Source organism: Nonomuraea rosea (assembly GCF_039539705.1).
Lineage (GTDB): Bacteria > Actinomycetota > Actinomycetes > Streptosporangiales > Streptosporangiaceae > Nonomuraea > Nonomuraea rosea.
In genome coordinates this window covers 74861-98133 of sequence record NZ_BAABDQ010000023.1, presented here as the reverse complement: position 1 = coordinate 98133, position 23273 = coordinate 74861, and the positions used below count along the sequence as shown (strand labels likewise).

Below are 23273 nucleotides of genomic sequence, written 5' to 3'. Positions count from 1 at the left end.
CGCAGTCTCAGCTTCGGCGATCTGACGGCGTCCGCGCAGCGGGCGAGGCCATCCACGTGTCTCGCGGCCACGCAGGGGAGGTGATGGTCGGACAACCTCGTTAGGGAATCGAAATATCCGCTAACCGAATCTTGCGGATACATGTCGCCGCTGTTACGTTTCGCTCATCGCTTGTCGGACAATCCATTGAGTCGAGCGACAGGCGAGAGACCACCGTGCGAACGCCAACGCACCAACCATGAGCCAGACGTAGAGCGTGGATACACCCCCAGGACACTCCCGCTCTGACCTCCCCTACCCGTCCCCCAGGCGGTCAAGGAGCACACATTGTCCAACGACCATCCAGACGCGCTCCGCCTGGAGCACGTCACCCTAGAGTTTCCCGGTGCTCACCAGCCGGCCATCGAGGACGTGTCGTTCCAGGTCGGGCGCGGCAAGTTCGTCGCCGTGATCGGGCCGAGCGGCTGCGGCAAGAGCACCATCCTCAACCTGGCCGCGGGGCTGTTGTCGCCGACGCAGGGCGAGGTCCACTTCGACGGCAGGCCGGTCACCGGGGTCAACTCCGAGGCCGCCTACGTGACCCAGCAGGCCAACCTGCTGCCCTGGCTGAGCGTCAGGGGCAACATCGGCCTGGCGCTGAAGTTCCGTAAGGTTGCGAAGGAGGAGCGGAACGCGAAGATCGCCCACTGGGTGAACAGGGTCGGGCTCACCGGGTTCGAGGACCACTTCCCCCGGGAGCTGTCCGGCGGCATGCAGAAACGCGTCGCGATCGCGCGGGCGCTGATCTACGAGCCGTCGATCGTGCTGATGGACGAGCCTTTCGGCCCGCTGGACGCGATCACCCGGCTCAAGCTCCAGCAGGACCTGCTCAACCTGTGGGAGAAGCAGAACGGCACGCTCGTCTTCGTCACGCATGACCTCAACGAGGCGATCTACCTCGCCGATGAGGTGATCGTCATGTCCGAGGGACCGGGCACGATCCGCCGTGTGCTGCCCATCCCCTTCGAGCGGCCACGCCAGATCAGCTCCCTCGTCGAGTCGCCGGAGTTCGCCGAGCTCTACAACGACCTCTGGAGCCTGTTCAGGTCCGAGCACGCCACCGCATGAAGAGACGACAGCATTGATATCGATCACAGAAGAGATCGCCGTCCCCAGTCCTCCGGCCCGCGTCTGGGAGGTCATCTCCAATCCCGCGGACGTCGTGTCCTGCATCAGCGGCGCCGAACTCGGGGCGGCCCACGACGACGGCTCGTTCGACGGAACGCTGGTCGTCAAGTTCGGCGCGGTCCGCGTCAGGTTCGCCGCCCAGGTCACGCTGGAACTGACCGAGGACGAACGAGAAGGCCGCCTGTCGGCGCGCGGCCGGGACGGCCAGCGGGCCACCCGCTTCACCGCGGACGCCACGTTCCGGGTGGTGCCGGGCGACGGCCCCGGCGCGGCTCGGGTGGCCGTGACCGGCGAGATCACCATCAACGGCAAGCTCGCCTCGCTGGTGGAGTCGGGCGCCGGGGCCGTGGTCGCGCGGATGACGAGGGAGTTCTCGGAGCAACTGGTCCAGCTGTGCGCCGGTCCGGCCGCTGTCGAGGCCGGTACGGCTGCCGCGATTGCTGAGACACCGCGGCCCACCGGCCTGTTCGCCCGGTTGCGGGCCTGGTGGGTGCGTCGCTTCACACACACCGGAAAGGCAGGCAGTGCCCATGCCCAGGCTGAATAGGGTGATCGGCGGCTTGGCGGAGGGGAGGCACGTCTTCGCCTCCTTCGCCGCGGCCGACCCGTCGATCGCCGTCGAGTTCGGCACCACCGACTACGACGCCCTGGTCTTCGAGACCGAGCACAAGCCGTGGGACGCCGTCGCGCTGCGGGACAGCCTGCAGTACCTGCTGAACCGGCGCCAGATCTTCGGCGCGGACAGCCTCGCGGCCCCGATCACCCCTCTCGTCAGGGTCCCGACCAATGGCGGCGAGAAGGCGCAGTGGCACGCCAAGCAGGCCTTGGACCTGGGCGCGTACGGCATCGTCTGGCCGCACGTCACCTCGGTGGACGAGGCGTACAACGCGGTCGCGGCCTGCCGTTACCCCCGGTTGCCTGAAGCCCCTCGCTACGAGCCCGCCGGCTTGCGCGGCGACAGCCCGGCCGCGGCGGCGCGCTACTGGGGCGTCTCCACCAAGGAGTACTACGCCAGGAGCGACGTCTGGCCGCTCGACCCGGACGGCGAGATCCTCGTCGCGATCATGATCGAGAGCCGGCGTGGCGTGGCGAACCTGCCGGACATCCTCGACCAGGTCCCGGGCATCGGCCTGGTCATCCCCGGTGAGGGCGACCTGAGCCAGGAGCTCGGCGTGCCCCGCCAGTACGACCATCCGCGCGTCGCGGAGTCCAAGCGCCGCATTCTCGAGGTCTGCACCGAGCGGGGGGTCGCCGTCGGCCATCCCCACGTCACGGTGGACAACGTCAAGCAGGTGCTGGACGACGGCTACCGGTTCCTGATGACGGCCCCGGTGCGTTCGTATCCGGGCCTGGAGCTGGGCCGGACGCTCACGAGGAGCACGTCATGATCATTGACTGTCACGGCCACTTCACCACCGCCCCGCCCGCCCTCGGGCAATGGCGGGAACGGCAGATCCGCGCGTTCGAGGACTCCGGCGCCCGCGTCTCGCCCGGCGAGCTCGTCATCACCGACGACGAGATCAGGGCGGCCATCGAAGGGGGCCAGCTCAAACTGCAACGGGAGCGCGGCACGGACGTGACCATCTTCTCTCCCGGAGCGGGGAAGATGGCCCACCACTACGGCGACGAGCAGACCAGCCTGGACTGGTCCCGGGTGAGCAACGACCTGATCGCCCGCGTGTGCGCGCTCTTCCCCGGCCGGTTCATCGGGGCCTGCCAGCTTCCGCAGTCGCCCGGCGAAGGCCTGGCCGCCTCCATCGGCAACAGTGTCGCCGAGCTGGAGCGCTGCGTCGAGGAGCTGGGTTTCGTCGGCTGCCTGCTCAACCCGGACCCCTCCGACGGCTACTGGCAGGCGCCCCCATTGACCGATCGGGTGTACTACCCGCTCTACGAGAAAATGGCCGAGCTCGACGTGCCGGCGATGATCCACGTCGCGATGTCGCGGAACCCTGCCTTGCAGGGCACCTGCGCCCATTACCTCAACGGCGACACCGCCGCGTTCATGCAGCTGTTGATGTCGGATCTGTTCACTGATTTTCCGACTTTGAAGCTCATCCTGCCGCACGGCGGCGGCGCCGTGCCGTACCACTGGGGCCGCTACCGGGGCTTCATGCTGGACCAGGGCCGCCCGCCGCTGGAGGAAGCGGTGCTGGGCAACGTCTTCTTCGACACCTGCGTCTACCACCGGCGCGGGCTGGAACTGCTCCTCGACGTGATCCCGCAGGAGAACATCCTGTTCGCCTCCGAGATGATCGGCGCCGTCCGCTCCGTGGATCCCGAGACCGGACGGCGGTTCGACGACACCAAGTACCTCCTGGACTCCATCGGCACGGTGAGCGATGCCGTCTACGGCGATAACGCGCTGCGCGTGTTCGCAAGGCTGAAGGGGGCCCTGAAATGAAGGTTTACCAAGCACTCGCCCAGGCGTTCGTCGCGGAAGGCACCAGCGACGTCTTCGGCATGATGGGCGACGCCAACATGCATTGGATGAACGCGCTCGCCCAGCGCGGTGTGCGCCTGTATGAGGTGCGGCATGAGGGCTCCGGCCTGGGCATGGCCGATGGGTGGGCGCGGGCGGCAGGGAGGCCTGGGGTCGTCACGACGACCAGCGGGCCGGGCGTCGCGCAGCTGGCCACCTCGATGATCTGCGCCAGCCGGGCGCGAACCCCGCTGGTGGCTTTCTGCGGTGAGACGCCCTGGGGTGACCAGGGTGCGGTGCAGTACCTGGACCAGCGGCGTTTCGCGGCGGCGATCGAGTGCGGGTTCGTCCACGTGTCCCGGGCCGACCTCGCGGCGGAAGCCGTGCAGAAGGCTTTCTATCTGGCCAGGACCGAGTCGCGCCCGATCATGCTCAGCGCTCCGATCGACGTGCAGAAGCAGGAATGCGAGGAACTTGAGGACTACGTCCCCTCTACCACGCTCATCCCGCAGATACGCTCGCTGCCCGACCCGGCCGCCGTCGAGCAGGCCCGCGACATCATCCGGTCGAGCAAGCGTGTGGTCATCATCGCCGGTCGCGGGGCGCGCGGCGCGGCCGCGGGCGAGCAGGTCCTGCGCCTGCAGGAGCAGACCGGCGCCCTGCTGGCCACCACCCTTCAGGCCAAGAACTGGCTGTGCGGCGAAACCGACTATCACGTGGGCATCGCCGGGCTGTACGGCAACAAGGTCGCGATGGAGCTGCTGCAGGAGGCCGATTGCGTGATCGCGGTGGGCGCCAGCCTGAACCACTACACGATCGAGCACGGCTACCTGTTCCCGGACGCCCGGTTCATCCAGATCGACACGGCTTCGCACATCGTCATGGGAAACGGCGCGGTGGCCGATGCCTACATCAGGGCTGACGCGGTCACCGGCCTGACCCAGCTGAGCCAGACGCTGGAAGGCCGGACCGAGGGCTACCACACGGCAGAGGTGCTGCACCGGCTGACCGCCCCGCTGGTGGTTCCCGCGGAGTTCCGCGGCGAGCCGGGCCGCATGGACCCGCGCGAGGTGATCCACGTCCTGGACGAGGAGATCCCCGGCGAGATCGGCCTGGTGCTGGGCAGCGGTCATCAGACCGACTTCGGCACCATGCTCTTCCAGCGCTCCCGCGAGATCATGTCGAACTACGGCATGTTCGGCGCCATCGGCCAGGCCCCGCTGCTGACCATCGGTTCGATCGTGGCGAACGGCAACCGGCCCGCCTTCGTGGTCGAGGGCGACGCCAGCTTCCTGATGCACCTGCCGGAGTTCGAGACCGCCTGCCGCTACGACATCCCCGTCCTGATCGTCGTCATGAACGACGAGGGCCTGGGCGCCGAGTACCACAAGGCGGCGGCCGCCGGCCTGGACCCGGAGCTCGCGGTGATTCCCACACCGGAGCTGGGCCCGGTCGCGGTGGCGCTCGGCGGCGGCGGCGCGACGGTCCGCAACGAGGCCGAGCTGCGTGCCGCGCTCGCGGAGTATGTGAGGGCCCCGCGCCCGACCGTGATCGACGTCCGCATCACCCGCGGCGTGGTCAGCGTGCCGTACCGTCGGCTGCTCCACGGCGAGGACGTATGAAGCAGCTCACGGCCGTGCTCGGCCGGACCGTGGAAGACCTGCCCGGCTTCGAGTTCCCGCAGGTCAAGCCGCTCTACTCGGCCTTCGCCCGGATGGTCAGGAACCTCGAGTTCGACGTCTGCGAGCTGGCGCTCGCGACCTACCTGCAGGCGGTCGAGGCGGGCGTCCCGATCACCCTGGTGCCCGTCGAGCTGGTCGGCAGCGGCCACCACCGCTCGCTCACCCGCCTGCCCGACGGTCCCGCCCTCACCCCTGAGGATCTGCCCGGCAAGCGGATCGGGGTGCGCTCCTACAGCCAGACCACCGGCCTGTGGGTGCGCGGAATCCTGCAGGAGGAGTACGGCGTCGCCGCCTCGGACGTCACCTGGGTCACCACCGAGGAACCCCACGTGGCGCAGTACCGGGAACCGGCGTACGTGACGCGATCATCGGCCGCACGGGTCGCTGACCTGCTACGCGACGGCGAGGTCGAGGCCGCCGTGCTCGGCCCTCGCGCGATCGGCGGGCAGGGAGAGGGCCTGATCCCGGTCATCCCCGACGCCGACGCCGCCGAGCGCGCCTGGGCCGAGCGACACGGTTTCCGCCCGATCAACCACCTGCTCGTGGTCCGCGATGAGGTGCTGCGTGCCGTACCGGACCAGGTCCGGGCGCTGGCGGACAAGCTCGGGGCCGGATGGACGGACGAGCTGCGCGCCTGCCTGGAGCTGGCCGCCCGCTACGCCCTGCAGCAGGAGCTCCTCCGCGAACCCGTCGACCTGGAGAAAGCGACCCGGAAATGGACGTGATCGGATACAGGCAACGGGGCGATGCCCCCGTGCGGCGCCCGGCCGAGTTCACCCCGGACCTGCTCGAGAAGATCGAATGGCGCCGGCGCGCGGCCGACGAACCCTTTCACGGGGTGGCCGCCTCCGACGGCATCCGCCCGGGCCTGTTCCCGCTGCGCGAAACCGGTCTCGACGTCGACGGCATCCGGCAGGCGGCGCTGGACTACCTGGCCGCGCTGGAACCCGGGCAGCTGGCGGAAGGCCGGTTCCCCATGGACGATGTGACCTGGCGGCACTGGGCGAACGGCGTGCGCTACTTCCTGCGCCACGGGCTGTGCCTGGAGGATCTGGACCAGCGGCAGCGGGACAAGGCTCTCGCCCTGGTACGCACCAGCCTCAGCGCCTACGGCTACACGCAGATCATCGACCTGATGAATCTGAACCTGACCATGGGCGAGTTGCGCGGCGAGGAGCACCTGCTCAACGAGTGGCTGTACTGGTTCAGCATCTACGGCTCGCCCGAGAGCGGCCAGCCGTGGGGCTGGCAGCTCGACGGCCACCACATCTGCGTCAACGCCGTCATCGTCGGCGACCAGATGACCCTCACCCCGACCTTCCTGGGCGCTGAACCAACGGTGGCCGAGGGCGGCCGGTACGCCGGGACCGCCGCCTTCCGCCGCGAGGAGGCCGTGGCCGCGCGGCTGTTCACCAGCCTGACCGCCGAGCAGCGCAAGAGCGCGGTTTTCGCCGATGACCTGCCGCCCGAGCTGTTCGTCGGCGCCTTCCGCGACAACTTCGAGCTGAACTACACCGGCCTGCCGCTCGGCGAGCTCACCGAGCCGCAGCGGCTGATCGCCACCGACCTGCTCGGCCTCTACGTGGGCCGGGCCCGCGAGGACCACGCCCGGGTCCGCATGGAGGAGGTGCTCGCCCACGAGACGGAGACGCACTTCGCCTGGGCGGGCGACCCCGACGGGGTGTTCTACTACCGCCTGCACAGCCCGGTGATCCTCATCGAGTTCGAGCACATGGCCGGCGTGATGTTCGACAACGACTACCCGACCCGCCGGCACATCCACACCGTGGTCCGCACGCCCAACGCCGGCGACTACGGCATCGACCTGCTGCGACAGCACCACGAACGGTTCCACTTCGAGAAGGAGAGCACGTGAAGTTAGTTCTGGGGCGTGACGACCTCGCCGCTGCCGCGGCAGCGGCCGTCCGCGGGACCGGCACACAGGTGGAGCGGCTCGACGTGCGCCCGGTGCACAAGGCCGCACGCGGCATGATCGGCCAAGGCTCGGTGGACATCTGCGAACTGCCGATCGTGACGCTGCTGCAGGCCGTCGCGCACGACCACCCGGTGATCCTGCTGCCGGTCACCATGCTCGGCCGCGCCCAGCACCAGACTCTGGTGACCTGCGGCGACCTGACTGTCGAGGACGTTCAGGGCCGCAGCGTGGGCGTCCGCTCGTGGAGCCAGACCACTGGGGTGTGGATGCGCGGCTTCCTGGCCGAGCAGTACGGGGTCGACCTGCGCAAGGTCGACTGGGTGGTGTACGAGGGCGGCCACGTCGACGAGCAGCACGACCCCTCTTGGGTACGGCGGGCGCCGGAGGGGGCTCGCCTGCAGGCGGACTTTCTCGGCGGCTCCCTGGACTTCGGGATCATGGGCAACGAGCTGCCGGCCGACGACCGCATCCGCACCGCCATCCCCGACGCCGCGCAGGTCGCCGCCGCATGGACGGAGCGGAGCGGCTTCCTGCCCCTCAACCATGTCGTGGGCGTCAGTGAGAAGGCTGCGCGCGAGCACTCGGGCGCCGTCCTCGCCGCCTATGACGCGATGCGGGAGATCACCAGCGATGCGGTGGGCTTCGAGGCGTTGCGCGGAGCCGTGACGAAGGTGGCGGCCTTTGCGCTGGAGCAGGAGGTTGTGCCCCGGCCGGTGGCTTTCGACGAGTTGGTGGCGCGCTCCTGCGAGGCGCTCGGAGTAAGGGAAGGCAGGCTATGAAGGTCGCTCTGGGGGAATACCCCCACGCGCAGCTGGAGCTGGACGGGTATGACGTCGAGCCGGTGGAGGTGAAGCCGATCATCGCCGCCTACCGGCGGATGATCCGCGACCTCGAGTTCGACGTGTGCGAGCTGGCGCCGGTGTCCTATCTGATGGCCCGCCAGGCGGGCGTGCCGCTCACCGCGATTCCCATCTTCCTCAACCGGCGTTTCCACCACGAGGACGTCCAGTGCGCCGCGCTCTCGGGCATCCGGACGCCGCGGGATCTGGAGGGCCGGCGGGTCGGGGTGCGCGCGTACTCGGTGAGCACCGGCGTGTGGGTGCGCGGCGTCCTCGCCGAGGAGTACGGCGTGGCGCACGAGAAGATCACGTGGGTGGTGGACGACGACGACCACGTCGAAGGCCGGGTCCCCGCGAACGTCGAGCGGGTCACCGACGGGCGCTCCCTGGGCGAGTTGCTGAGCGCCGGGGAGCTGGACGCCGCGCTCACCGGTAACGCCGGGACCGGACGCGCGGGCGCACCTCAGGCGGGCTGGACCGCTCACGGCGGCGGCACCGAAGGCTCCTATCCGCTCTTTCCCCACGCCGAGGTGCTCAGCGCCGACTGGTACCTGCGGACCGGGATCTATCCCCTGCATTCGGTGGTCGTGATCCGCTCCGATCTGGTCGAACGCGACCCCGGCCTGCCGGCCGCGCTGTATGCGGCACTGGTGGAGAGCAAACGGCGAAGCGAGACGGCCTGGTCCACGATTCCCCGGCTGGCCCGCCAGGCGGAGCAGATCGGCGCAGACCCGATCCCGTACGGCATCGAGGCCAACGAGCCGAGCCTGAAGGCACTCGTGCGCTTCTGCAGGGATCAGGGTCTGCTCGACCCTGACTTCCCCACCGACGTCCATGAGCTGTTCGCGCAAGGAGACTACAGATGACCGTGATCGACACCCACTGCCACGTCATCTCGGATGACCTGAGCAGGTACCCGCGAGGGCCGATCGGCGGCAAGCAGTCGGACTGGGCCGAATCCCGGCCGGTCACCGCCGACGGCATGGTCGAGCGGATGGACGCGACGGGCATCGGTCAGGCGGTACTGGTCCAGGCCACCACGAACTACGGGTACGACAACTCCTACGTCGTGGACAGCGCCCGGCAGCGCCCCGATCGTTTCGTGGCGGTGGGCACCTTCGACCCCCTGCGGCCCGATGCCGCCGCTCGCCTGTCCGGGGCGATCGACGGCGGCCTGGCCGGGGTGCGGCTGTTCACCCACGGCAGCACCGTGCCCGTTCAAGGCGAGTGGTTCGCCGCACCCGAGACGTACGAATTCTGGGAGAAGGCAGAGGAGCTGGATGTCACCGTCTGCCTCCAGATGCGCCTCGGACCGGCCACCAAGCAGCTGGAGGAGATGCTGGAACGCTTCCCCGGCGTGCGGGTGCTCCTCGACCACATCGGCTACCCCGACATCGCCGCCTCACCCGCCGACGCCGGCGGCGAGGTGGCCAGGCTCGCCCGCCACTCCGGCCTGCACCTCAAGCTCACCCACCGCAACCTGGAACGCCTCCAGGACGCGGGCAAGGAGGCGGCCGGCTTCCTGGAGCCGGTGATCGAGGCGTTCAGCGCCGGGCGAATCGCCTGGGGCTCGAACCTCCCGGCCGCCGAGCAGTCGCTGCCCGAACTGCTGCGGCTCGCCGAGGAGATCCTCGCGGACCTGCCGCAGGCCGCCCGGGAGGAGATCTTCGCCGGCACGGCGCGGCGGTTGTATCCGAGCCTGGCCGCAGGCTGACCTTCGAAATGCTCCCCGGAGCAGTCGTCATCTCTCTTCTGGGACACAGGTGATCATGGCAAACGGCAGCGACCACGGCCAGGCCGCGGAGACGCGCAACAGGCACAGCCAGGCCTACGAGGGCCTGCGCTCACTGCTGTTGTCGGAGAACATCGCACCGGGCACGCGGCTCACCGAGGCCGAGCTGACCGGGATGTTCAGCGTCTCGCGCAGCACCATGCGCTCGGTGCTGGTCCAGCTGGCCCAGGAGGGCTACGTCACCAGCGAGGTCAACCGTGGCGTGCGGACGAGGAACTTCTCCCCGCAGGAGGCGGCCGACATCCTGGAGGCGCGCGAAGTGCTGGAGTCCGCCCTGGCCGGCAAGGCCGCCGAGCGGGCCACCGAGGAGGAGATCCGCGAGCTGCGCGCCACGCTGGAGGCGATGGAGGACTGCAAGAGGCGCGGGGACCAGGTGGGGTACTCGCGCGGCAACCGCAGGTTCCACCAGCAGGTCAAGGAAGCCGCCCACCAGCAGACCCTGGCCAGGGCCTACGACACCCTGCTGTATCCGCTGGTCATGCGCCAATATCGCAACCTGTCCGCACAACATCCGAGGACCGGGTCGCTGGAGGAGCATCAGGCGATCCTGATGGCCATCGTCACCCGTAACCCGGAGGCGGCCGTAGCCGCGATGCGTCACCACGTTGCCTCCGCCCGGCGGGCCCTGCTGCTGCAGACGGCGGTCAGCCCCGCCGGCACCCCTGCCGAATAACCCCCCATGCACGTGTCAGGAGCCGAAATGAGACAGCACCATACCCGCCGGGGCCTGCGCACTCTGGCGGTCACGGCCGCACTGGTCCTCAGCGCCGGAGTGGCCGCCGCCTGCGGCGAGTCCGGCGGCCAGGCTGGCCAAAGCACCGCGAGCGGCCTGATCCAGGTCATGGTCGGCAGCGGCGACAACATCATGGACCTGCCGATGAAGGTGGCAGAGGCCAAGGGTTACTTCAGCAAGCACGGGCTCCAGGTCACGTTCGTGTCGACCAACGCCTCGACCGGCCCGGCGGCCCTCGAATCCGGCTCGGTGCACTTCCTCAACTCCAGCCCCACCGGCTTCCTGTCCGCGCTGGCCAAGAACGTTCCGCAGGTCGCCATCGCCGCCGACGGCCTGGGCAACCCGATCGCCATCGTCGTCAGCAAAAAGTTCGCCGACGCCAACAAGATCACTGCCGAGACCACGCCCGAGGAGGCGGCCAAGGCACTGGCCACCTCCACCGCCGGCGCCAGCTCGGCCAACACCAAGGCCCAGGCGAGCCAGTTCCTCAAGGCCCGCGGCGTCGACCCCACCAAGGTGAAGTGGGTGCAGCTGCCGAGCCCGGCAGCGAACAAGGCTTCCCTCAACAGCGGCCAGATCGACTGGTTCATGACCGGCCAGCCGACGCCGCTGTCCATCGAGCACGCCGGGGAAGGCATCGTGGTGGCCGACCCTCTCCGCGTTCCCGAGTGGTCTCCTGAACGCGCCGGCTACGGGGAATTCGTGGTGGCGCGCAAGGACTACCTCGACAAGAACCCCGAGACCGCCAAGAAATTCGTCGCCGCGGTCCAAGAGGCCACGGCGTACATGAACGCGCATGTGGACGACCAGGAACTGCTGGACATCGCCGCCAAGGCGATGGAGGGTACCCCGGCCCCCGTGCTGAAGGCCGCCCTCAAGCAGGTCGGCTGGCCGACCAGCGTCGCGATGAACGACGCGGAATGGAAGAAGACCCTGGACTTCATCAACGGGCTCGGCGTGCTCCCCAAGACGATGTCCGTCACCGCGGACAACTGGAGCAACGCCTACGTGCCGTCGGGCGGAGGATCGTGATGGTGGCGACTACTGACAAGCCGGTGCGGAAGAAGACCTCAGCCGTGGCCACGACCAAGCGCAAGAGCGACCGGTGGCAGAGCCCGCTCACCCTGGTGGCGCTACGCATTGTGGTGATCGCCGTCGTGCTGGCCCTCTGGCAGCTGCTGAGCGGACCGGTCCTGCCCGAGTACGCGGTCAGCAAACCCACCGACGTGGCGCAGGCCCTGGTCAAGCTACTCGGCTCAGAGTCCGGATGGATCGACGTCAGGGCCACGTTGATCGAGGTGGTAGCGGGCTTCTCCATGGGCGTCACGCTCGGCACCGTGGTGGGCCTGGTGCTGGGCTCGTTCTCGCTGGCGGGCCGGGTGCTCGAGCCCCTCGTCGCGGCCTTCAACGGCATCCCCAAGATCGCGCTCGCGCCGTTGTTCCTGCTGTTCTTCGGCATCGGCCCCTGGTCGAAGATCACGATCGCGATGATCGGCCCGGCCTTCGTGACCTTCTACAACATCTACCTCGGCCTGCGCCTGCGCGAGCGGGAGCTCATGGAGATCGTCCAGGTCATGGGCGGCCGCCGGCACCACCTGCTCACCTACGTGACGATCCCCACCCTGGCCGCCCCGTTCTTCGCCGCGCTCAAGACCGGCGGACCGCTGGCCATCCTCGGCGTCATCGGCGCCGAGTTCATCGCCTCCACCGAGGGCATCGGCCACGGCCTGTTCACCTCCGCCATGAACCTGGACGCGGCCGCCACCTTCGCCGGTCTGATCGTCCTGATCGTGATGACGCTCACCCTGAACGGGCTGTTGACCTGGCTCGACAAGCTCGCCCTGAAACGCCTCGGGCTCATCGCCCGGCGCCGCCCGGCCGAGCAGCACGCCTGAGCGCACCGACTCGCTTTTCTCCAACCCTGTCCGGTGTGACACATCGTCATGCCTATTCAGGGCGCATCGAAACACAAGAGAGGGCGTCAGCGATGGAATCCGGAATGAAGAGGCGAGCCTTTCTGGTGGCCGGAGCGGCCACCGTCGGCACCGCTTTCCTGCCCAAGCCCTTCGCCGTGGCAGCCGCCACCGGCGACAAGAAGGGCGTGATGCTGATGAACCGGATCGGTCCCTCAGCATCACACCTGTACATCTCCAACCTCGACGGTTCGAACGAGCGCCCGCTGCTGGGCAACGCGACCTTCGACTACCACGCCGGCTTCTCCGCCAACGGCCAGTCGGTGGTCTTCACCTCGGAACGCAGGGGCGACGGCGACTCCAGCATCTACCGGGCCCGTATCGACGGAACGGGCCTCCAACCGTTAGCGATCGGCCGGGCGGTCCATGACGCCGGCGTCCTGTCGCCCGACGGGACCAAGCTGGCCTTCGTCTCCACCCGCGAAGCCACCCCCGGCGACCACAAAACCCACATCTGGGTGCTCGACCTGCGCACCAACAAGCTGAAAAACCTGACCAACGCCCCGAACGTCGCCGGCGACCCCACCATGCCCGACGGTCACTTCCGCCCCTCGTGGTCGCCCGACGGCCAGTGGATCGCCTTCTCCAGCGACCGCAACACGCCATGGCGCGGGCATGACGACGGCCGCGGCTGGGAGCACACCCAGGAGCTCAGCATCTACGTCATCCGCCCCGACGGCACCGGCTTCCGCAAGATCGCCACCAAGGAGGGGTACTGCCTCGGCTCGCCGAAGTGGTCGCCGGACGGCCGCCGGGTCGTCTTCTACGAGATCACCACCGAGGGCACCTGGGGCGCCCACCGCCCCGATTACATCGGAAGGGTCGAATCCCAGATCGTCTCGGTCGACGTCGCGACCGGTGCGCGCGTCGAGCACACCTCCGGCCCCGGCCTGAAGGTCTCACCCCAGTTCGTGAACGCCACCGAGATCGGCTACCTCGTCAAGGGCGGAGCCGCCGAGGGCCTGGCCTACACCTCAGGCACGATCCCGGCCGTCAAGCGGCCCTGGGTGCGCTCGCCGGTCTGGTCGCCGGACGGCACGTCAGTGATCTATGACAAGGTCGGCTGGTCGGTACGCCCGCTCGACACGCCGCTCTACAGCTGGGATCCGGACTGGGACTACCGTTTCTGCGACGTGTTCCCCGTCCTGTCCAACCAGGGCCGCCTCGCCTACACCGAAAAGCAGCTCGGCCACTCCTCGATCGTCACCATGAACCCCGACGGCACGGACCAGCGCGTCGTCTTCGACTCCTACGGGCGGGGGCTGGACCCCTCGCTTGTCGCGCGCGGCCTGGCCGGCGCGTTCCGGCCCGCATGGTCACCCGACGGCGAGTGGATCGCCTTCGGCCTGGGTGGCTGGTTCTTCATGCGCGCCACCAGCACGGCCGTGGTCGCGCGGGTGCGCGCCGACGGCTCGGAGTGGGAGGTGCTCACCGACGGCACCTCGCACGCCGGTTTTCCGAGCTATTCGCCCGACGGCAAGCTCCTCGTCTATCGCGTGTGGGGCGCGGAGAACAAAGGTCTGCGCATCCTCGACCTTGAGACCGGAGCGACGCGTGTCCTCACCACCGAGTACGACAACCTGCCCGACTGGTCGCCGGATGGGAAGCTCATCCTGTTCACCCGCAAGATGGACGCGGTCAATTTCGATGTGTGCACCATCCGTCCCGACGGCACCGGCCTGCGGGTCCTGACCGGCGGCAGCGGCGCGAATGAGGGCCACGCGGTCTGGAACCCCGACGGGCGCATCCTCTACAACAGCGGCATGTACGGCTTCCGCGAGGAAGCGGCGCTGTACGACAACACCTTCCAGCCCTACGGCCAGATCTTCCTCATGAATGCCGACGGCTCAGGCAAGAAGATGCTGACCGACAGCATCTGGGAGGACTCCATGCCGATCTACCTCCCCAACAAGGTTCTGTCTCGTTGACCCGAGAAGGTCGCTGTGTTCTGCCTCGGGACGCGGCAGAACACAGCGACCATGCGGATGCGGCGCTGTAGACGTCAGGGTTCCCCGCCCTGGCGAACATGCCCCGCCCGGGCGGGGCGGTATGACCGGCCGCGATCACGATCGTCTGCGCGGTGCTCGCCGCGAACGCGGCCACCAGCACCGCGGCGATGGCGTCCTCGGCAAGTGAGTGGCGCGCCCAGTCCCTGGCCTGTGCCAGGTCACGAGTCGTGTAAGTCGGACAGCCCCACAACGTGTCGGCCGACCGCAATGACTTCGCGGGCGGTTCGCCCTTGAGCACGAAGGCCAGGCCGCGACACCATCGGCGCAGGCCCGGCCGGACCTGCATCAGCATCCGCACCCGCGCCCGTGCTTCCTGCCCGCGCGGGGCGGGGCCCGAGGTGGTCAGCACCACCACGGCGGCGAAGGGCGTCTGCCGCTGCGTGGCCGGCCGTAGCGCCGAGGTGACCGATACCGGATCCCCGTCGCTCACCTCCAGCAGCGGCCACTGGTCCCAGTTCTCCATGCGACACCTCCAATTAGGTGAGCCTAGGAGCGTCGTCGGATAAGGCCGCCGGTCGTTCCGTTGTCGACAGCTCCCTACTCGGCCTGGTCTGCCCGGCGTGATGCGGGTGAGGCGACCAGGGCGGACCCGAGAGTGCGTCTGAGCCAGATCTCGTAGTCGTCATGAGACCAGCCCGCGTCGATGACGAGGCTGTCGTGAACGCCGCCGCTCATCAGAGCGACGGCGATGTCGGTCGCCTTGGCGTCGACGGAGTGGCCGGTGGCGCGGATGCGCTCGACGACCATCTCGACGCCCAGGCGGTTGCGCCGGGCGCCCTCCGCCTGGGTGGCGGCGATGTCGGGGTCGACGGCAGCGCCGGAGTTCAGGATCGCGAGGATGTCGCCGCAATGCTCCCTGAGCCGGCGTGCGGCCAGGGCGAGCAGGCCGATCAGCTCGTCCGGGTCGGTTGTTCCCTCCAGGTCCGCCATCAGGTCCGGCATGCCCGCCACATCGTCCATCAGGTCGACCAGGCCAATGAGAACGCCCGCCTTGGAACCGAAGCACGTGTAGATGGTCTGCGGTGAGACACCGGCTTCCTGGGCGATCCGGCGGATCGGGGTGCGGGCATAGCCGCCCTCGGCAAAGAGGCGTCGCGCCGCGGTGAGGATCGTGCGCAGAGTCAGTGCCTCGCGCTGGTCGCGCAGCCGGACGACACCGGGCAGGTCCACTGGCATACAGTCTCCAAAGAACAACGTTCCATCTACTGGATTACTGTTCTAAAGTTTAGTTCAACGATCCAGAAGATGCTGTGAAAGGACCATCGTGAGCATCGAACTGAACCACACCATCGTCCACACCCGCGACAAGGACGTGTCAGCCCGCTTCCTGGCCGAGATCCTGGACCTGCCGGTCGGCGCGGAATGGGGGCCGTTTTTGCCAGTCGTGCTGTCCAACGGGGTCACGCTGGACTTCGTCGACATCGGCACGGGGGAGATTCAGCCGCAGCATTACGCCTTCCTGGTCGGCGACGCGGAGTTCGACGCGGCCTTCGCGCACATCAGGCAGGCTGGGCTCACCTACTACGCCGACCCGTTCCACCAGCAGTTGGGCGAGATCAACCACGATTTCGGCGGCCGAGGCGTGTACTTTCAGGACCCCAACGGCCACAACATGGAGCTGATGACCGTTCCCTACGGCACCGCGCCCGCGCACTGATCGGCGGGCCGGTTCAGACCGGGACATCACCTCATAGAGATTGCGAGCGGCATCGACTATGAAGAGCCCGTGCGGGCCGGCGGGTGGTCGATACGGCCGTTGTCGGGGTGGGCCGGATGGTTGCCGAAGGCACGCCGTGCTCGAAGGAGAGTCAGGATGGGCTTCGCCTCCTGACGTAGAGAACGAACCGGGAGTGGTTCGGTCTTGGCAGCCATGTGTTTGCCAGCGCAGCGGGTACTGGTCGCGGTGACCACATGGCGAGCCCGCAGCGCCTGTTCGGCGGTGACCGCCGGTGCGCCACGGCGCACCAGATCGGGGCTTGGCTCACGACTGCCGATCGTTAAGGGCGGTGCCGGTGATCCCGAGATCAGCACCGAAGACGTCGCACTTGGCTACAAAAACCTCCTCGAAGCGGAGCGAGGCTTCCGGGACATGAAGTCCGAGCTCCTGCTTCGTCCGGTCTTCCACCGGCTCGAGCACCGCCTCGGCGCGCATGTGCTGATCTGCTGGCTGGCCCTGCTGCTGACCCGGGTCGCCGAACGCCGATGCGGGCAAAGATGGCCTCGGATCAACCGCGAATTGTCGCGTCTATCCCAGGTCACCCTCGCCGGGCCGGCCGGAACCGTCGTCCACACCACCTCGCTGCGACCCGCTCAACGAGCCGTCTACCAGGCACTTTCCATCGCGCCACCGGCCCGAGTCTCCGTCTTCGAACCCGCCTGACTCGATCAGCAATCGGCCGCGGAGGGCGTAGGCACACGATCATCCCCGGCCCTGCACGCGTTCCCGCAGGTCGACACCCAAATCCGGGCTCGCGTGTGACTACCAGCTGCGGAACCCCGGAGACTGCACCGGCGTCACGACAGCAGGCTCGTGAAGGTCGTCAAAGGACCAGCGCCCGGAACCGCCGGCCCGCCATCCGGTCCGCCGGCCCGGAGACCTGAGCCACGGTGAGCGTCGGACCGTACAGCACCATGCGGGAAAGCGATCGGGCGGTTGAGAGAAGTTCAAGTGAGTGTCGCCAAACCCCAAGAGGTGCCCGCATGACGGAGACCCACACGTGACTCCTGGACCAAGCGCGGTCGAGGACGTCATAGATGCCCAGCTTGCCGCCCAGGCCGGTCGTGATCCCGCCGTTTTCTCGGCCGTCTATGACCGGCACTTCCGAGACATCTACCGGTACATCGCCGGACGGCTGGACGTACAGGCCGCCGACGACCTGGCCGCCGAAACCTTCCTTATCGCCCTCCGCAGAAGAGAGAGTTTCGACCCCAAGCGTGGCGGCCTGCGGCCCTGGCTGTTCGGGATTGCCACCAACCTCGTGGCGCGGCACCGCAGCAAGGAGGCCCGCCACTACCGAGCCCTGGCTCGCGCGGGGGCGGAACCGGATGCCGACAGCCACGAGACCCAGGTGGTCAGCGCGGTCAGCGCCCAACGACTGCAGCCTCAGCTGGCCAAGGCGCTGATGAAACTGACCCGAGGCGAACGGGATGTGCTGCTGCTGATGGCGCTCGGTCAGCTCAGCCACGAGGAGATCGCACAGACCTTGCGGATCTCGTACGGCACCGTCGGCTCCCGGCTCAGCCGGGCCCGAAAGAAGCTCCGCACCGAACTGAAGGACATCGAACCATGAACGAACTGGAGATGATCAGCAAGATGCTGCACAAGCCCGATCCCTCCGACACCGTCGTAGGCGAAGGGCGGCGCCGGCTCCAAAACGCCCAGGCACGACCGAGGCGCAGGAGCTTCGCTTGGCTGACCGGAGGTATAGGCCTCACGGCGGCCGCGGCCGCAGCCGTAGCCGTGGTGGTCACCACCAGCGGAACGCCTGTGGCGGTGACCACCGGATCGCCGAACGCAACGCCTCACAGTGCGTCGGCGGTGCCAGCGCAGCTGTCCAGCACTCAGATCCTGCTCGCGGCCGCCTCCACCGCGCAGAACAGGGCCGACTCAGGGACCTACTGGCATATCAAGGCCGACCACAGCGTGCGCGCCGGAAAGAAGACACGTCCCACGAAGTCCTCCGAAAGCTGGGTCAGGCGCGACGGGCAGGCATGGGTGCCCTCCGGCGAGGGCGACACCGTCTACGCGGCCAAGGGCCCCAAGACGTTCTCCCTGGCCGACAACCACGTCAGCTTCTCCCAGATCGAGAGGCTGCCGACCGATCCGGAGAAGCTGAAGGCGTGGATCGCCGACAAGGTCGACAACGGCGATGGCGATGTGGATCCCGCCGCACGCGAGTGGTTCGTGGCCAACTCTCTGGTCAACCTGCTGGGCGACTTGCCGGCTCCACCGGAGGTTCGCGCCGCGGCCTTCCGGGCGCTGGCCACGATTCCCATCGTGAAGAGCATCGGCACCATGAAGGACGATCTGGGCCGCGCCGGCGACGGCCTGGAGATCTCCGACCTCGGCGTGGACCTGAAGGTCATCATCGACCCCGAAACCTCGCTCGTCGTCAGCCGCAGCTACCGCAGTGGCAAGGACGGCAAGATCTACAAGGAGGGGACGACCACGGTCCGAGTTTCCGAGTGGACCGACACGCTGCCTCCCGTGGTCCCCGAACCAGAGCGAACCGGCCCCGCCCGCGGCTGAAACACCCACGGCTGAGGGACCCGCCCGGCTGTTCTCCAGCGAGCGCGCGTTGGCAGGGTCGCCGCCGACGTCGAGCAGGACACAGCGCCTGTCTGGGGTTTGGTCTTGAGCGGATCACGCTCGCCCCGGAATGGATGCGTGAGAACAGCGGTGCACAACGCGCCTGACCCCGGCCCCGGTCTCCGCTGTCCTGCGGGCGTTTCTGAAATGCCGTGTAACTAAACCTAACCATCGCCCACTACGTAGTGATATCTCCCTGATGATCGGAGAATTGAGTGCAAAGAACGACGAGGTGGGCCGGTGTCGCCGTGCTCGCTGTGGCCATGACCGTCCAGCCGGCCGCCCTGCCACAAGCGGTCGCAGAGTCGGCCGCCCCGCCACAGGCGGTCGCGGCGGCCGGCGACCAGGCGATGACCGGCGTGCGGACGGTCACGCTCATCACCGGTGACAAGGTGACCGTGACCGGCCCGACGAGCGCGATGGTCGAGCCGGGGGAGGGCAGGGAGAAGGTCACCTTCCTCACCGACGAGGCGCGGGGGCGGCTGCGCGTCTTACCCAGCGACGCCGCGCCGCTGGTCGCCGCCGGACGGCTGGACCCCCGGCTGTTCGACGTGACCGGGCTACTGGAGCTCGGGTACGACGACAACCGCAAGGAGCTCCCCCTGCTCGTGACGGGGTCCTCTGGTCCCACGCCCGCCGTCCGCGCGATGAGCGGGTTCAGGCCGCTGGGCGCGGTGCGGGGCTTCTCCGTACGGCAGCGCAGGGGCGAGTCCGCGCGGACGTGGCGGACGCTCGCGGCCGGCACGGGCAAGATCTGGCTCGACGGGCGCCGGCACATCACGCTCGACGTGAGTGTCAAGCAGGTCGGCGCGCCGCAGGCGTGGGAGCGCGGGCACACGGGCGCCGGCGTCAAGGTGGCGGTGCTCGACACGGGGATCGACGCGACCCATCCCGATCTCGCTGGGCGGGTCGCGGCGCGGGCCGACTTCACCGAGGTCCAGGACGAACGCGACGTGATCGGGCACGGCACACACGTGGCCTCCACCATCGCGGGCAGCGGCGCCGCCTCGGGCGGCAGGTACCGTGGCGTGGCGCCCGGAGTGACGCTGCTGGACGGCAAGGTGTGCGAGTCGGAGTATTGCTCGGATTCGGCCATCCTGGCGGGCATGCAGTGGGCGGCCGAGCAGGGCGCGAAGGTCGTCAACCTGAGCCTCGGGGGCCCGGACACCCCCGGAGCCGACCCGCTGGAGGAGGCCGTGCAGACGCTCAGCGAGCGCTACGGCACCCTGTTCGTGGCGGCGGCCGGCAACTACGGCGCCGATCGCACGCTCATCTCGCCCGGCACCGCCGACGCCGCGCTCGCGGTCGGCGCCGTCAGCAAGTCGGGCGAGCAGGCCGGCTTCGCCAGCCGCGGGCCGCGCGCCGGTGATGACGGCCTCAAGCCGGATATCACCGCCCCCGGCGTGGACATCACCGCGGCTCGTGGCAAGGACAGTCCCGGCGACGGCTCCTACGTCGCCATGTCCGGCACCTCCATGGCCACCCCGCACGTCACGGGCGTCGCCGCGCTGCTGGCCGGGGCGCATGCCGGCTGGAAGGGCGGCACGCTCAAGGCGACCCTCATGGGCACCGCCCGGCCGCTGCCGGGGATCGGGGTATTCGCGCAGGGCGCGGGGCTCGTCGACGCCGACCGCGGTACGAGCCAGGCCGTCACCGCCGAACCGACCGGTCTCGGCTTCGGACGGCAGGCATGGCCGCACGATGACGACCAGCCGGCCAGCAAGAAGATCGTCTACCGCAACCACCAGCAGCAGCCGGTGACCCTCCACCTGGAGGTGCGTGGCGACAAGGCCTTCAGCGTCACGCCCGCCACGCTGACCGTCCCCGCGGGCGGGCAGGCCGAGGCCGTCGTCACCTCCGACACTCGCGCCGGCGGGCCCGACGGCCTCCTCAGCGGGCACGTCGTCGCCACCGGCGACGGTGAGCTGGTCCTCAGCACGCCGGTCGGGGTGGACAAGGAGATCGAGAGCTACGACCTCACCCTCAGGTTCACCGACAGGAACGGCCAACCGGCCACCGGCACCTTCACGACGCTGTACCGCCTGGACGCCGAGCAGACGCCGATCGACCTGGAGGAGCCCCAGGGGCCGGCCACCCTGCGGCTGCCCAAGGGCAGATGGCTGATCAGGACCTCCATCCGCGACGACCAGAGCAGGACGCTCCTCGTCCACCCGGGCCTCGACCTGGACCGGTCGCAGACCGTGGAGGCCGACGCGCGGCTGGGCCGGCCGATCTCGCTGACGCTTCCCCGCGCGGACGCCGTCTCGCTGCTGGCCGAGGTCGTCTACCAGTACCAGGTTGCCGACGGGACGTCGCGTGCCTGGGGCTGGCTCGGCAACTCCTACGACAGCACGTTCACCGCCCAGCTCGGCCCCGCCCGCACCTATCCGGGCGTGCGCACCAAGGTCGCCGGGCTGTGGGCCGCCGCCCGGGTCGGCAGCCCGTACGCCTACCACCTGACCTGGTTCCACTCCGGGGGCATGGTCAACGGATTCGAGCGGCGCGTGGCGCAGCGGGACCTGGCCGCCATCCATACCGACTACGCCCGCCACCTGCCCGACGCGGAGGCCAACGCGTACAGCGGCGCCTGGCCGCGCGACGGCGCCGTCTTCGCCTTCCTGTATCCCACCACGTTCGGCACGCCGTTCAAACAGGTCGAGTACGTCAACACCGACGACGGCATCCGCTGGCAGCGTCACCTGTTCGAGTACGGCTCCGACGGCCGGCTCAACCGCTTCGACTCGCCCTTCACGGTCTACCGGTCCGGGCGGACGTACACGGAACTGTGGAACCGCGGCGTCTTCTCGCCCACGCTGCCCTGGGCGGGCGCGGAAGGACTGAACGGCGTCAGCCGCACCGGCGACGTCATCTCGACCGACCTGCTCATGTACGGCGACGGCAGAGGAGCGCTCGGCTCCTCCACCCGGGCCACGCAGCGAACAGCCCTCTACCGTGACGGCACCCTCGTGGGCGAGCAGCCGGAGACCAGGACGAGCTTCACCGTGCCCGCGCGGGAGGCCGCCTACCGTCTCGTCGTCGAATCCGAGCGCGGTGCGCCCGCGACGCTGTCCACGCGCGTGTCCGGCGTGTGGACGTTCCGGTCCGGGCACGCCGCCACGAGCGACACGCCCGCGCGGCTGCCCGTGTCGGTCGTGCGCTTCAGCCCGGCCCTCGACACCGAGAACTCCGCCCCGTCCGGACGGCGCTTCACCGTGCCGGTGACCGTTCAGCCGCTGCAGGGAAGCACCTCCCGCCACGTCAAGCGGCTCTCGGTAGAGGTCTCCTACGACGACGGAGCCACTTGGACCAAGACCGAGATCCACGGGCCGGCGGCCGTTCTGCGCCACCCGGCCGGCGACGGGTTCGTGTCTCTGCGCGCCCGAGCGGTGGACGAGGCGGGCAACACGGTAGAGCAGACGATCATCCGGGCCTACCGCATCCGGCCGTCGTGACCCGGTAGCCATTGGTCCAGCCGATCAGGCGGGCCAGGCCGATGGCTAGGTTGCGGAGGCCGGCCATGATCCGGGGTGCGTTGCCGGTGCGGACCTTGGAGGCGTCTTCGCGGATGTGGTGCAGGGTCTCGACGCTCCAGTGTCCGCGGATCAGGGCGGCGAGCCGGGCGTGGGTGATGCGTCCCGGTGGGAGGTTGGTGACGGCGTAGACCGTGACGATGGTGGTCTTGCTGCTGCGTTGGTCGGTGCGGCGGCGTTTGATCTGGATGGCCTGGGCCGCGTGGGGGAAGGGGCTGATTGCCCTTGACGATGAACAGGTAGGAGCCACCGGCGGCGATGATGTGGCGGGCGTGTTGGTGCTGGGTGCGCAGGGCCATGCGCCCGTCGGGTTGGAGGTGAGGCCCAGCAGGTGTACGCGGCGTGTTTCGATCTCCATGGCGAACAGGACGTACAGGCGTTTGAGGAAGACGGTGTCGACGTGCAGGAAGTCGCAGGCCAGGATGCCGGCGGCTTGCGAGGTGAGGAACTGTCGCCAGGTCGGTGAGGTCTGGCGTGGCGCTGGGCCGAGGCCGGCCGCGGTGAGGATGCGGCGGATGGTGCCTTCTCCGATCTGATGGCCGAGCAGGCGGCGGTGCGAGGACAGCAGGGTGCCTGGCGTCGATCCGATGGAGGCGAAGCCGGGTGGGCAGCGGTCGCGCCAGTGCGGCCGGCAGCGCCCGGTCGGCCCAGTCTGGTCGTGGCCGGGAGACCTGACGACGCAGGACGGCGACCTCATGACGCAGCACCAGGATCTCCACGTCCTTGGAGGTGTCGCCCCGCGTGAGTAGCGTCAACCAGCCGGACAACCGGACCATGAGCAGAAGCAGGCGCAGAAACACGAGTGTCGAGGATAGAAGACCAGATCAGATGCCATGGGCGAGTTTGGCACCGCACAGGTCGGCCGCCGTGCTTGCCTTTGCGGG

The 23273-nt window shown here is 68.9% G+C and carries 20 protein-coding genes and 1 pseudogene; 19 read left to right on the top strand and 2 right to left on the bottom strand.

Annotation, left to right across the window (positions count from 1 at the left end):
* Window positions 1-327: 327 nt before the first annotated feature.
* The 14 genes from ABEA43_RS40325 to ABEA43_RS40260 all read left to right on the top strand — a co-directional run bounded on the left by ABEA43_RS40325 (window position 328) and on the right by ABEA43_RS40260 (window position 14469).
* A complete protein-coding gene (locus ABEA43_RS40325) occupies window positions 328-1107 on the top strand; it encodes an ABC transporter ATP-binding protein (protein ID WP_345570488.1) in 780 nt (259 codons plus the stop codon).
* A 13-nt stretch (window positions 1108-1120) separates the two neighbouring features.
* The gene (locus ABEA43_RS40320) at window positions 1121-1714 is read left to right on the top strand and encodes an SRPBCC family protein (protein ID WP_345570486.1); all 594 of its coding nucleotides are present in this window, start codon (window positions 1121-1123) and stop codon (window positions 1712-1714) included.
* Window positions 1698-2555 carry an HpcH/HpaI aldolase family protein gene (locus ABEA43_RS40315; RefSeq protein WP_345570484.1) on the top strand — a complete coding sequence of 286 codons (858 nt, stop codon included), beginning with the start codon at window positions 1698-1700 and terminating at the stop codon, window positions 2553-2555. Before ABEA43_RS40320 ends, ABEA43_RS40315 begins: the two co-directional genes overlap by 17 nt.
* Window positions 2552-3568, top strand: coding sequence for an amidohydrolase family protein (locus tag ABEA43_RS40310; RefSeq protein ID WP_345570482.1), 1017 nt, complete (start codon window positions 2552-2554; stop codon window positions 3566-3568). Before ABEA43_RS40315 ends, ABEA43_RS40310 begins: the two co-directional genes overlap by 4 nt.
* Window positions 3565-5208, top strand: coding sequence for a thiamine pyrophosphate-binding protein (locus ABEA43_RS40305; RefSeq protein ID WP_345570480.1), 1644 nt, complete (start codon window positions 3565-3567; stop codon window positions 5206-5208). The genes ABEA43_RS40310 and ABEA43_RS40305 overlap by 4 nt, the downstream gene beginning before the upstream one ends.
* On the top strand, window positions 5205-5993 hold the full coding sequence (locus tag ABEA43_RS40300; protein WP_345570478.1) for a PhnD/SsuA/transferrin family substrate-binding protein: 789 nt from the start codon (window positions 5205-5207) through the stop codon (window positions 5991-5993). The genes ABEA43_RS40305 and ABEA43_RS40300 overlap by 4 nt, the downstream gene beginning before the upstream one ends.
* A 29-nt stretch (window positions 5994-6022) precedes the next feature.
* Window positions 6023-7144: a DUF3500 domain-containing protein gene (locus tag ABEA43_RS40295; RefSeq protein WP_345570476.1), complete on the top strand. Its 1122-nt coding sequence runs from the start codon at window positions 6023-6025 to the stop codon at window positions 7142-7144.
* The gene (locus ABEA43_RS40290) at window positions 7141-7983 is read left to right on the top strand and encodes a substrate-binding domain-containing protein (protein ID WP_345570474.1); all 843 of its coding nucleotides are present in this window, start codon (window positions 7141-7143) and stop codon (window positions 7981-7983) included. The genes ABEA43_RS40295 and ABEA43_RS40290 overlap by 4 nt, the downstream gene beginning before the upstream one ends.
* Window positions 7980-8909, top strand: a complete 930-nt coding sequence (locus tag ABEA43_RS40285) for an ABC transporter substrate-binding protein (RefSeq protein WP_345570472.1) — start codon at window positions 7980-7982, stop codon at window positions 8907-8909. The genes ABEA43_RS40290 and ABEA43_RS40285 overlap by 4 nt, the downstream gene beginning before the upstream one ends.
* Window positions 8906-9757 carry an amidohydrolase family protein gene (locus ABEA43_RS40280; protein WP_345570470.1) on the top strand — a complete coding sequence of 284 codons (852 nt, stop codon included), beginning with the start codon at window positions 8906-8908 and terminating at the stop codon, window positions 9755-9757. The genes ABEA43_RS40285 and ABEA43_RS40280 overlap by 4 nt, the downstream gene beginning before the upstream one ends.
* A 55-nt stretch (window positions 9758-9812) precedes the next feature.
* Window positions 9813-10508 carry a GntR family transcriptional regulator gene (locus tag ABEA43_RS40275; protein ID WP_345570468.1) on the top strand — a complete coding sequence of 232 codons (696 nt, stop codon included), beginning with the start codon at window positions 9813-9815 and terminating at the stop codon, window positions 10506-10508.
* 27 nt (window positions 10509-10535) lie between these two features.
* On the top strand, window positions 10536-11600 hold the full coding sequence (locus tag ABEA43_RS40270; protein WP_345570466.1) for an ABC transporter substrate-binding protein: 1065 nt from the start codon (window positions 10536-10538) through the stop codon (window positions 11598-11600).
* A complete protein-coding gene (locus ABEA43_RS40265) occupies window positions 11600-12463 on the top strand; it encodes an ABC transporter permease (protein ID WP_345570464.1) in 864 nt (287 codons plus the stop codon). The genes ABEA43_RS40270 and ABEA43_RS40265 overlap by 1 nt, the downstream gene beginning before the upstream one ends.
* A gap of 104 nt (window positions 12464-12567) precedes the next feature.
* A complete protein-coding gene (locus ABEA43_RS40260; protein WP_345570462.1) occupies window positions 12568-14469 on the top strand; it encodes a hypothetical protein in 1902 nt (633 codons plus the stop codon).
* Window positions 14470-15087: 618 nt separating this feature from the next.
* Here the strand turns inward: ABEA43_RS40260 and ABEA43_RS40255 are convergent.
* On the bottom strand, window positions 15088-15726 hold the full coding sequence (locus ABEA43_RS40255; protein WP_345570461.1) for a TetR/AcrR family transcriptional regulator: 639 nt from the start codon (window positions 15724-15726) through the stop codon (window positions 15088-15090).
* Window positions 15727-15814: 88 nt separating this feature from the next.
* Here ABEA43_RS40255 and ABEA43_RS40250 point away from each other — a divergent pair, with 88 nt between their 5' ends.
* The 5 genes and pseudogenes from ABEA43_RS40250 (at window position 15815) to ABEA43_RS40230 (ending at window position 22311) form a co-directional block, all read left to right on the top strand.
* Window positions 15815-16207, top strand: a complete 393-nt coding sequence (locus ABEA43_RS40250) for a VOC family protein (protein WP_345570460.1) — start codon at window positions 15815-15817, stop codon at window positions 16205-16207.
* A gap of 357 nt (window positions 16208-16564) precedes the next feature.
* Window positions 16565-16930 (top strand): annotated as a pseudogene (locus tag ABEA43_RS40245) (IS1634 family transposase); the annotation flags it as partial.
* Window positions 16931-17267: 337 nt separating this feature from the next.
* Entirely contained in the window at window positions 17268-17840 is a 573-nt protein-coding gene (locus ABEA43_RS40240) for an RNA polymerase sigma factor (RefSeq protein WP_345570456.1), read from the top strand.
* A complete protein-coding gene (locus tag ABEA43_RS40235; protein WP_345570454.1) occupies window positions 17837-18799 on the top strand; it encodes a CU044_5270 family protein in 963 nt (320 codons plus the stop codon). Before ABEA43_RS40240 ends, ABEA43_RS40235 begins: the two co-directional genes overlap by 4 nt.
* Window positions 18800-19074: 275 nt before the next feature.
* A complete protein-coding gene (locus ABEA43_RS40230) occupies window positions 19075-22311 on the top strand; it encodes a S8 family serine peptidase (protein ID WP_345570452.1) in 3237 nt (1078 codons plus the stop codon).
* Here ABEA43_RS40230 and ABEA43_RS40225 read toward each other — a convergent pair.
* Window positions 22280-23086: a hypothetical protein gene (locus ABEA43_RS40225; RefSeq protein WP_345570450.1), complete on the bottom strand. Its 807-nt coding sequence runs from the start codon at window positions 23084-23086 to the stop codon at window positions 22280-22282. The two genes, ABEA43_RS40230 and ABEA43_RS40225, sit on opposite strands and share 32 nt — an antisense overlap.
* Window positions 23087-23273 lie beyond the last annotated feature (187 nt).

Excerpts from the sequence above, each read along its gene's own strand:
- ABEA43_RS40315 (WP_345570484.1), top strand. The coding sequence starts at position 1,698 with ATGCCCAGGCTGAATAGGGTGATCGGCGGCTTGGCGGAGGGGAGGCAC.
- ABEA43_RS40310 (WP_345570482.1), top strand. The coding sequence starts at position 2,552 with ATGATCATTGACTGTCACGGCCACTTCACCACCGCCCCGCCCGCCCTC.
- ABEA43_RS40305 (WP_345570480.1), top strand. The coding sequence starts at position 3,565 with ATGAAGGTTTACCAAGCACTCGCCCAGGCGTTCGTCGCGGAAGGCACC.
- ABEA43_RS40300 (WP_345570478.1), top strand. The coding sequence starts at position 5,205 with ATGAAGCAGCTCACGGCCGTGCTCGGCCGGACCGTGGAAGACCTGCCC.
- ABEA43_RS40285 (WP_345570472.1), top strand. The coding sequence starts at position 7,980 with ATGAAGGTCGCTCTGGGGGAATACCCCCACGCGCAGCTGGAGCTGGAC.
- ABEA43_RS40280 (WP_345570470.1), top strand. The coding sequence starts at position 8,906 with ATGACCGTGATCGACACCCACTGCCACGTCATCTCGGATGACCTGAGC.
- ABEA43_RS40275 (WP_345570468.1), top strand. The coding sequence starts at position 9,813 with ATGGCAAACGGCAGCGACCACGGCCAGGCCGCGGAGACGCGCAACAGG.
- ABEA43_RS40270 (WP_345570466.1), top strand. The coding sequence starts at position 10,536 with ATGAGACAGCACCATACCCGCCGGGGCCTGCGCACTCTGGCGGTCACG.
- ABEA43_RS40265 (WP_345570464.1), top strand. The coding sequence starts at position 11,600 with ATGGTGGCGACTACTGACAAGCCGGTGCGGAAGAAGACCTCAGCCGTG.
- ABEA43_RS40260 (WP_345570462.1), top strand. The coding sequence starts at position 12,568 with ATGAAGAGGCGAGCCTTTCTGGTGGCCGGAGCGGCCACCGTCGGCACC.
- ABEA43_RS40255 (WP_345570461.1), bottom strand. The coding sequence starts at position 15,726 with ATGCCAGTGGACCTGCCCGGTGTCGTCCGGCTGCGCGACCAGCGCGAG.
- ABEA43_RS40235 (WP_345570454.1), top strand. The coding sequence starts at position 17,837 with ATGAACGAACTGGAGATGATCAGCAAGATGCTGCACAAGCCCGATCCC.
- ABEA43_RS40225 (WP_345570450.1), bottom strand. The coding sequence starts at position 23,086 with ATGAGGTCGCCGTCCTGCGTCGTCAGGTCTCCCGGCCACGACCAGACT.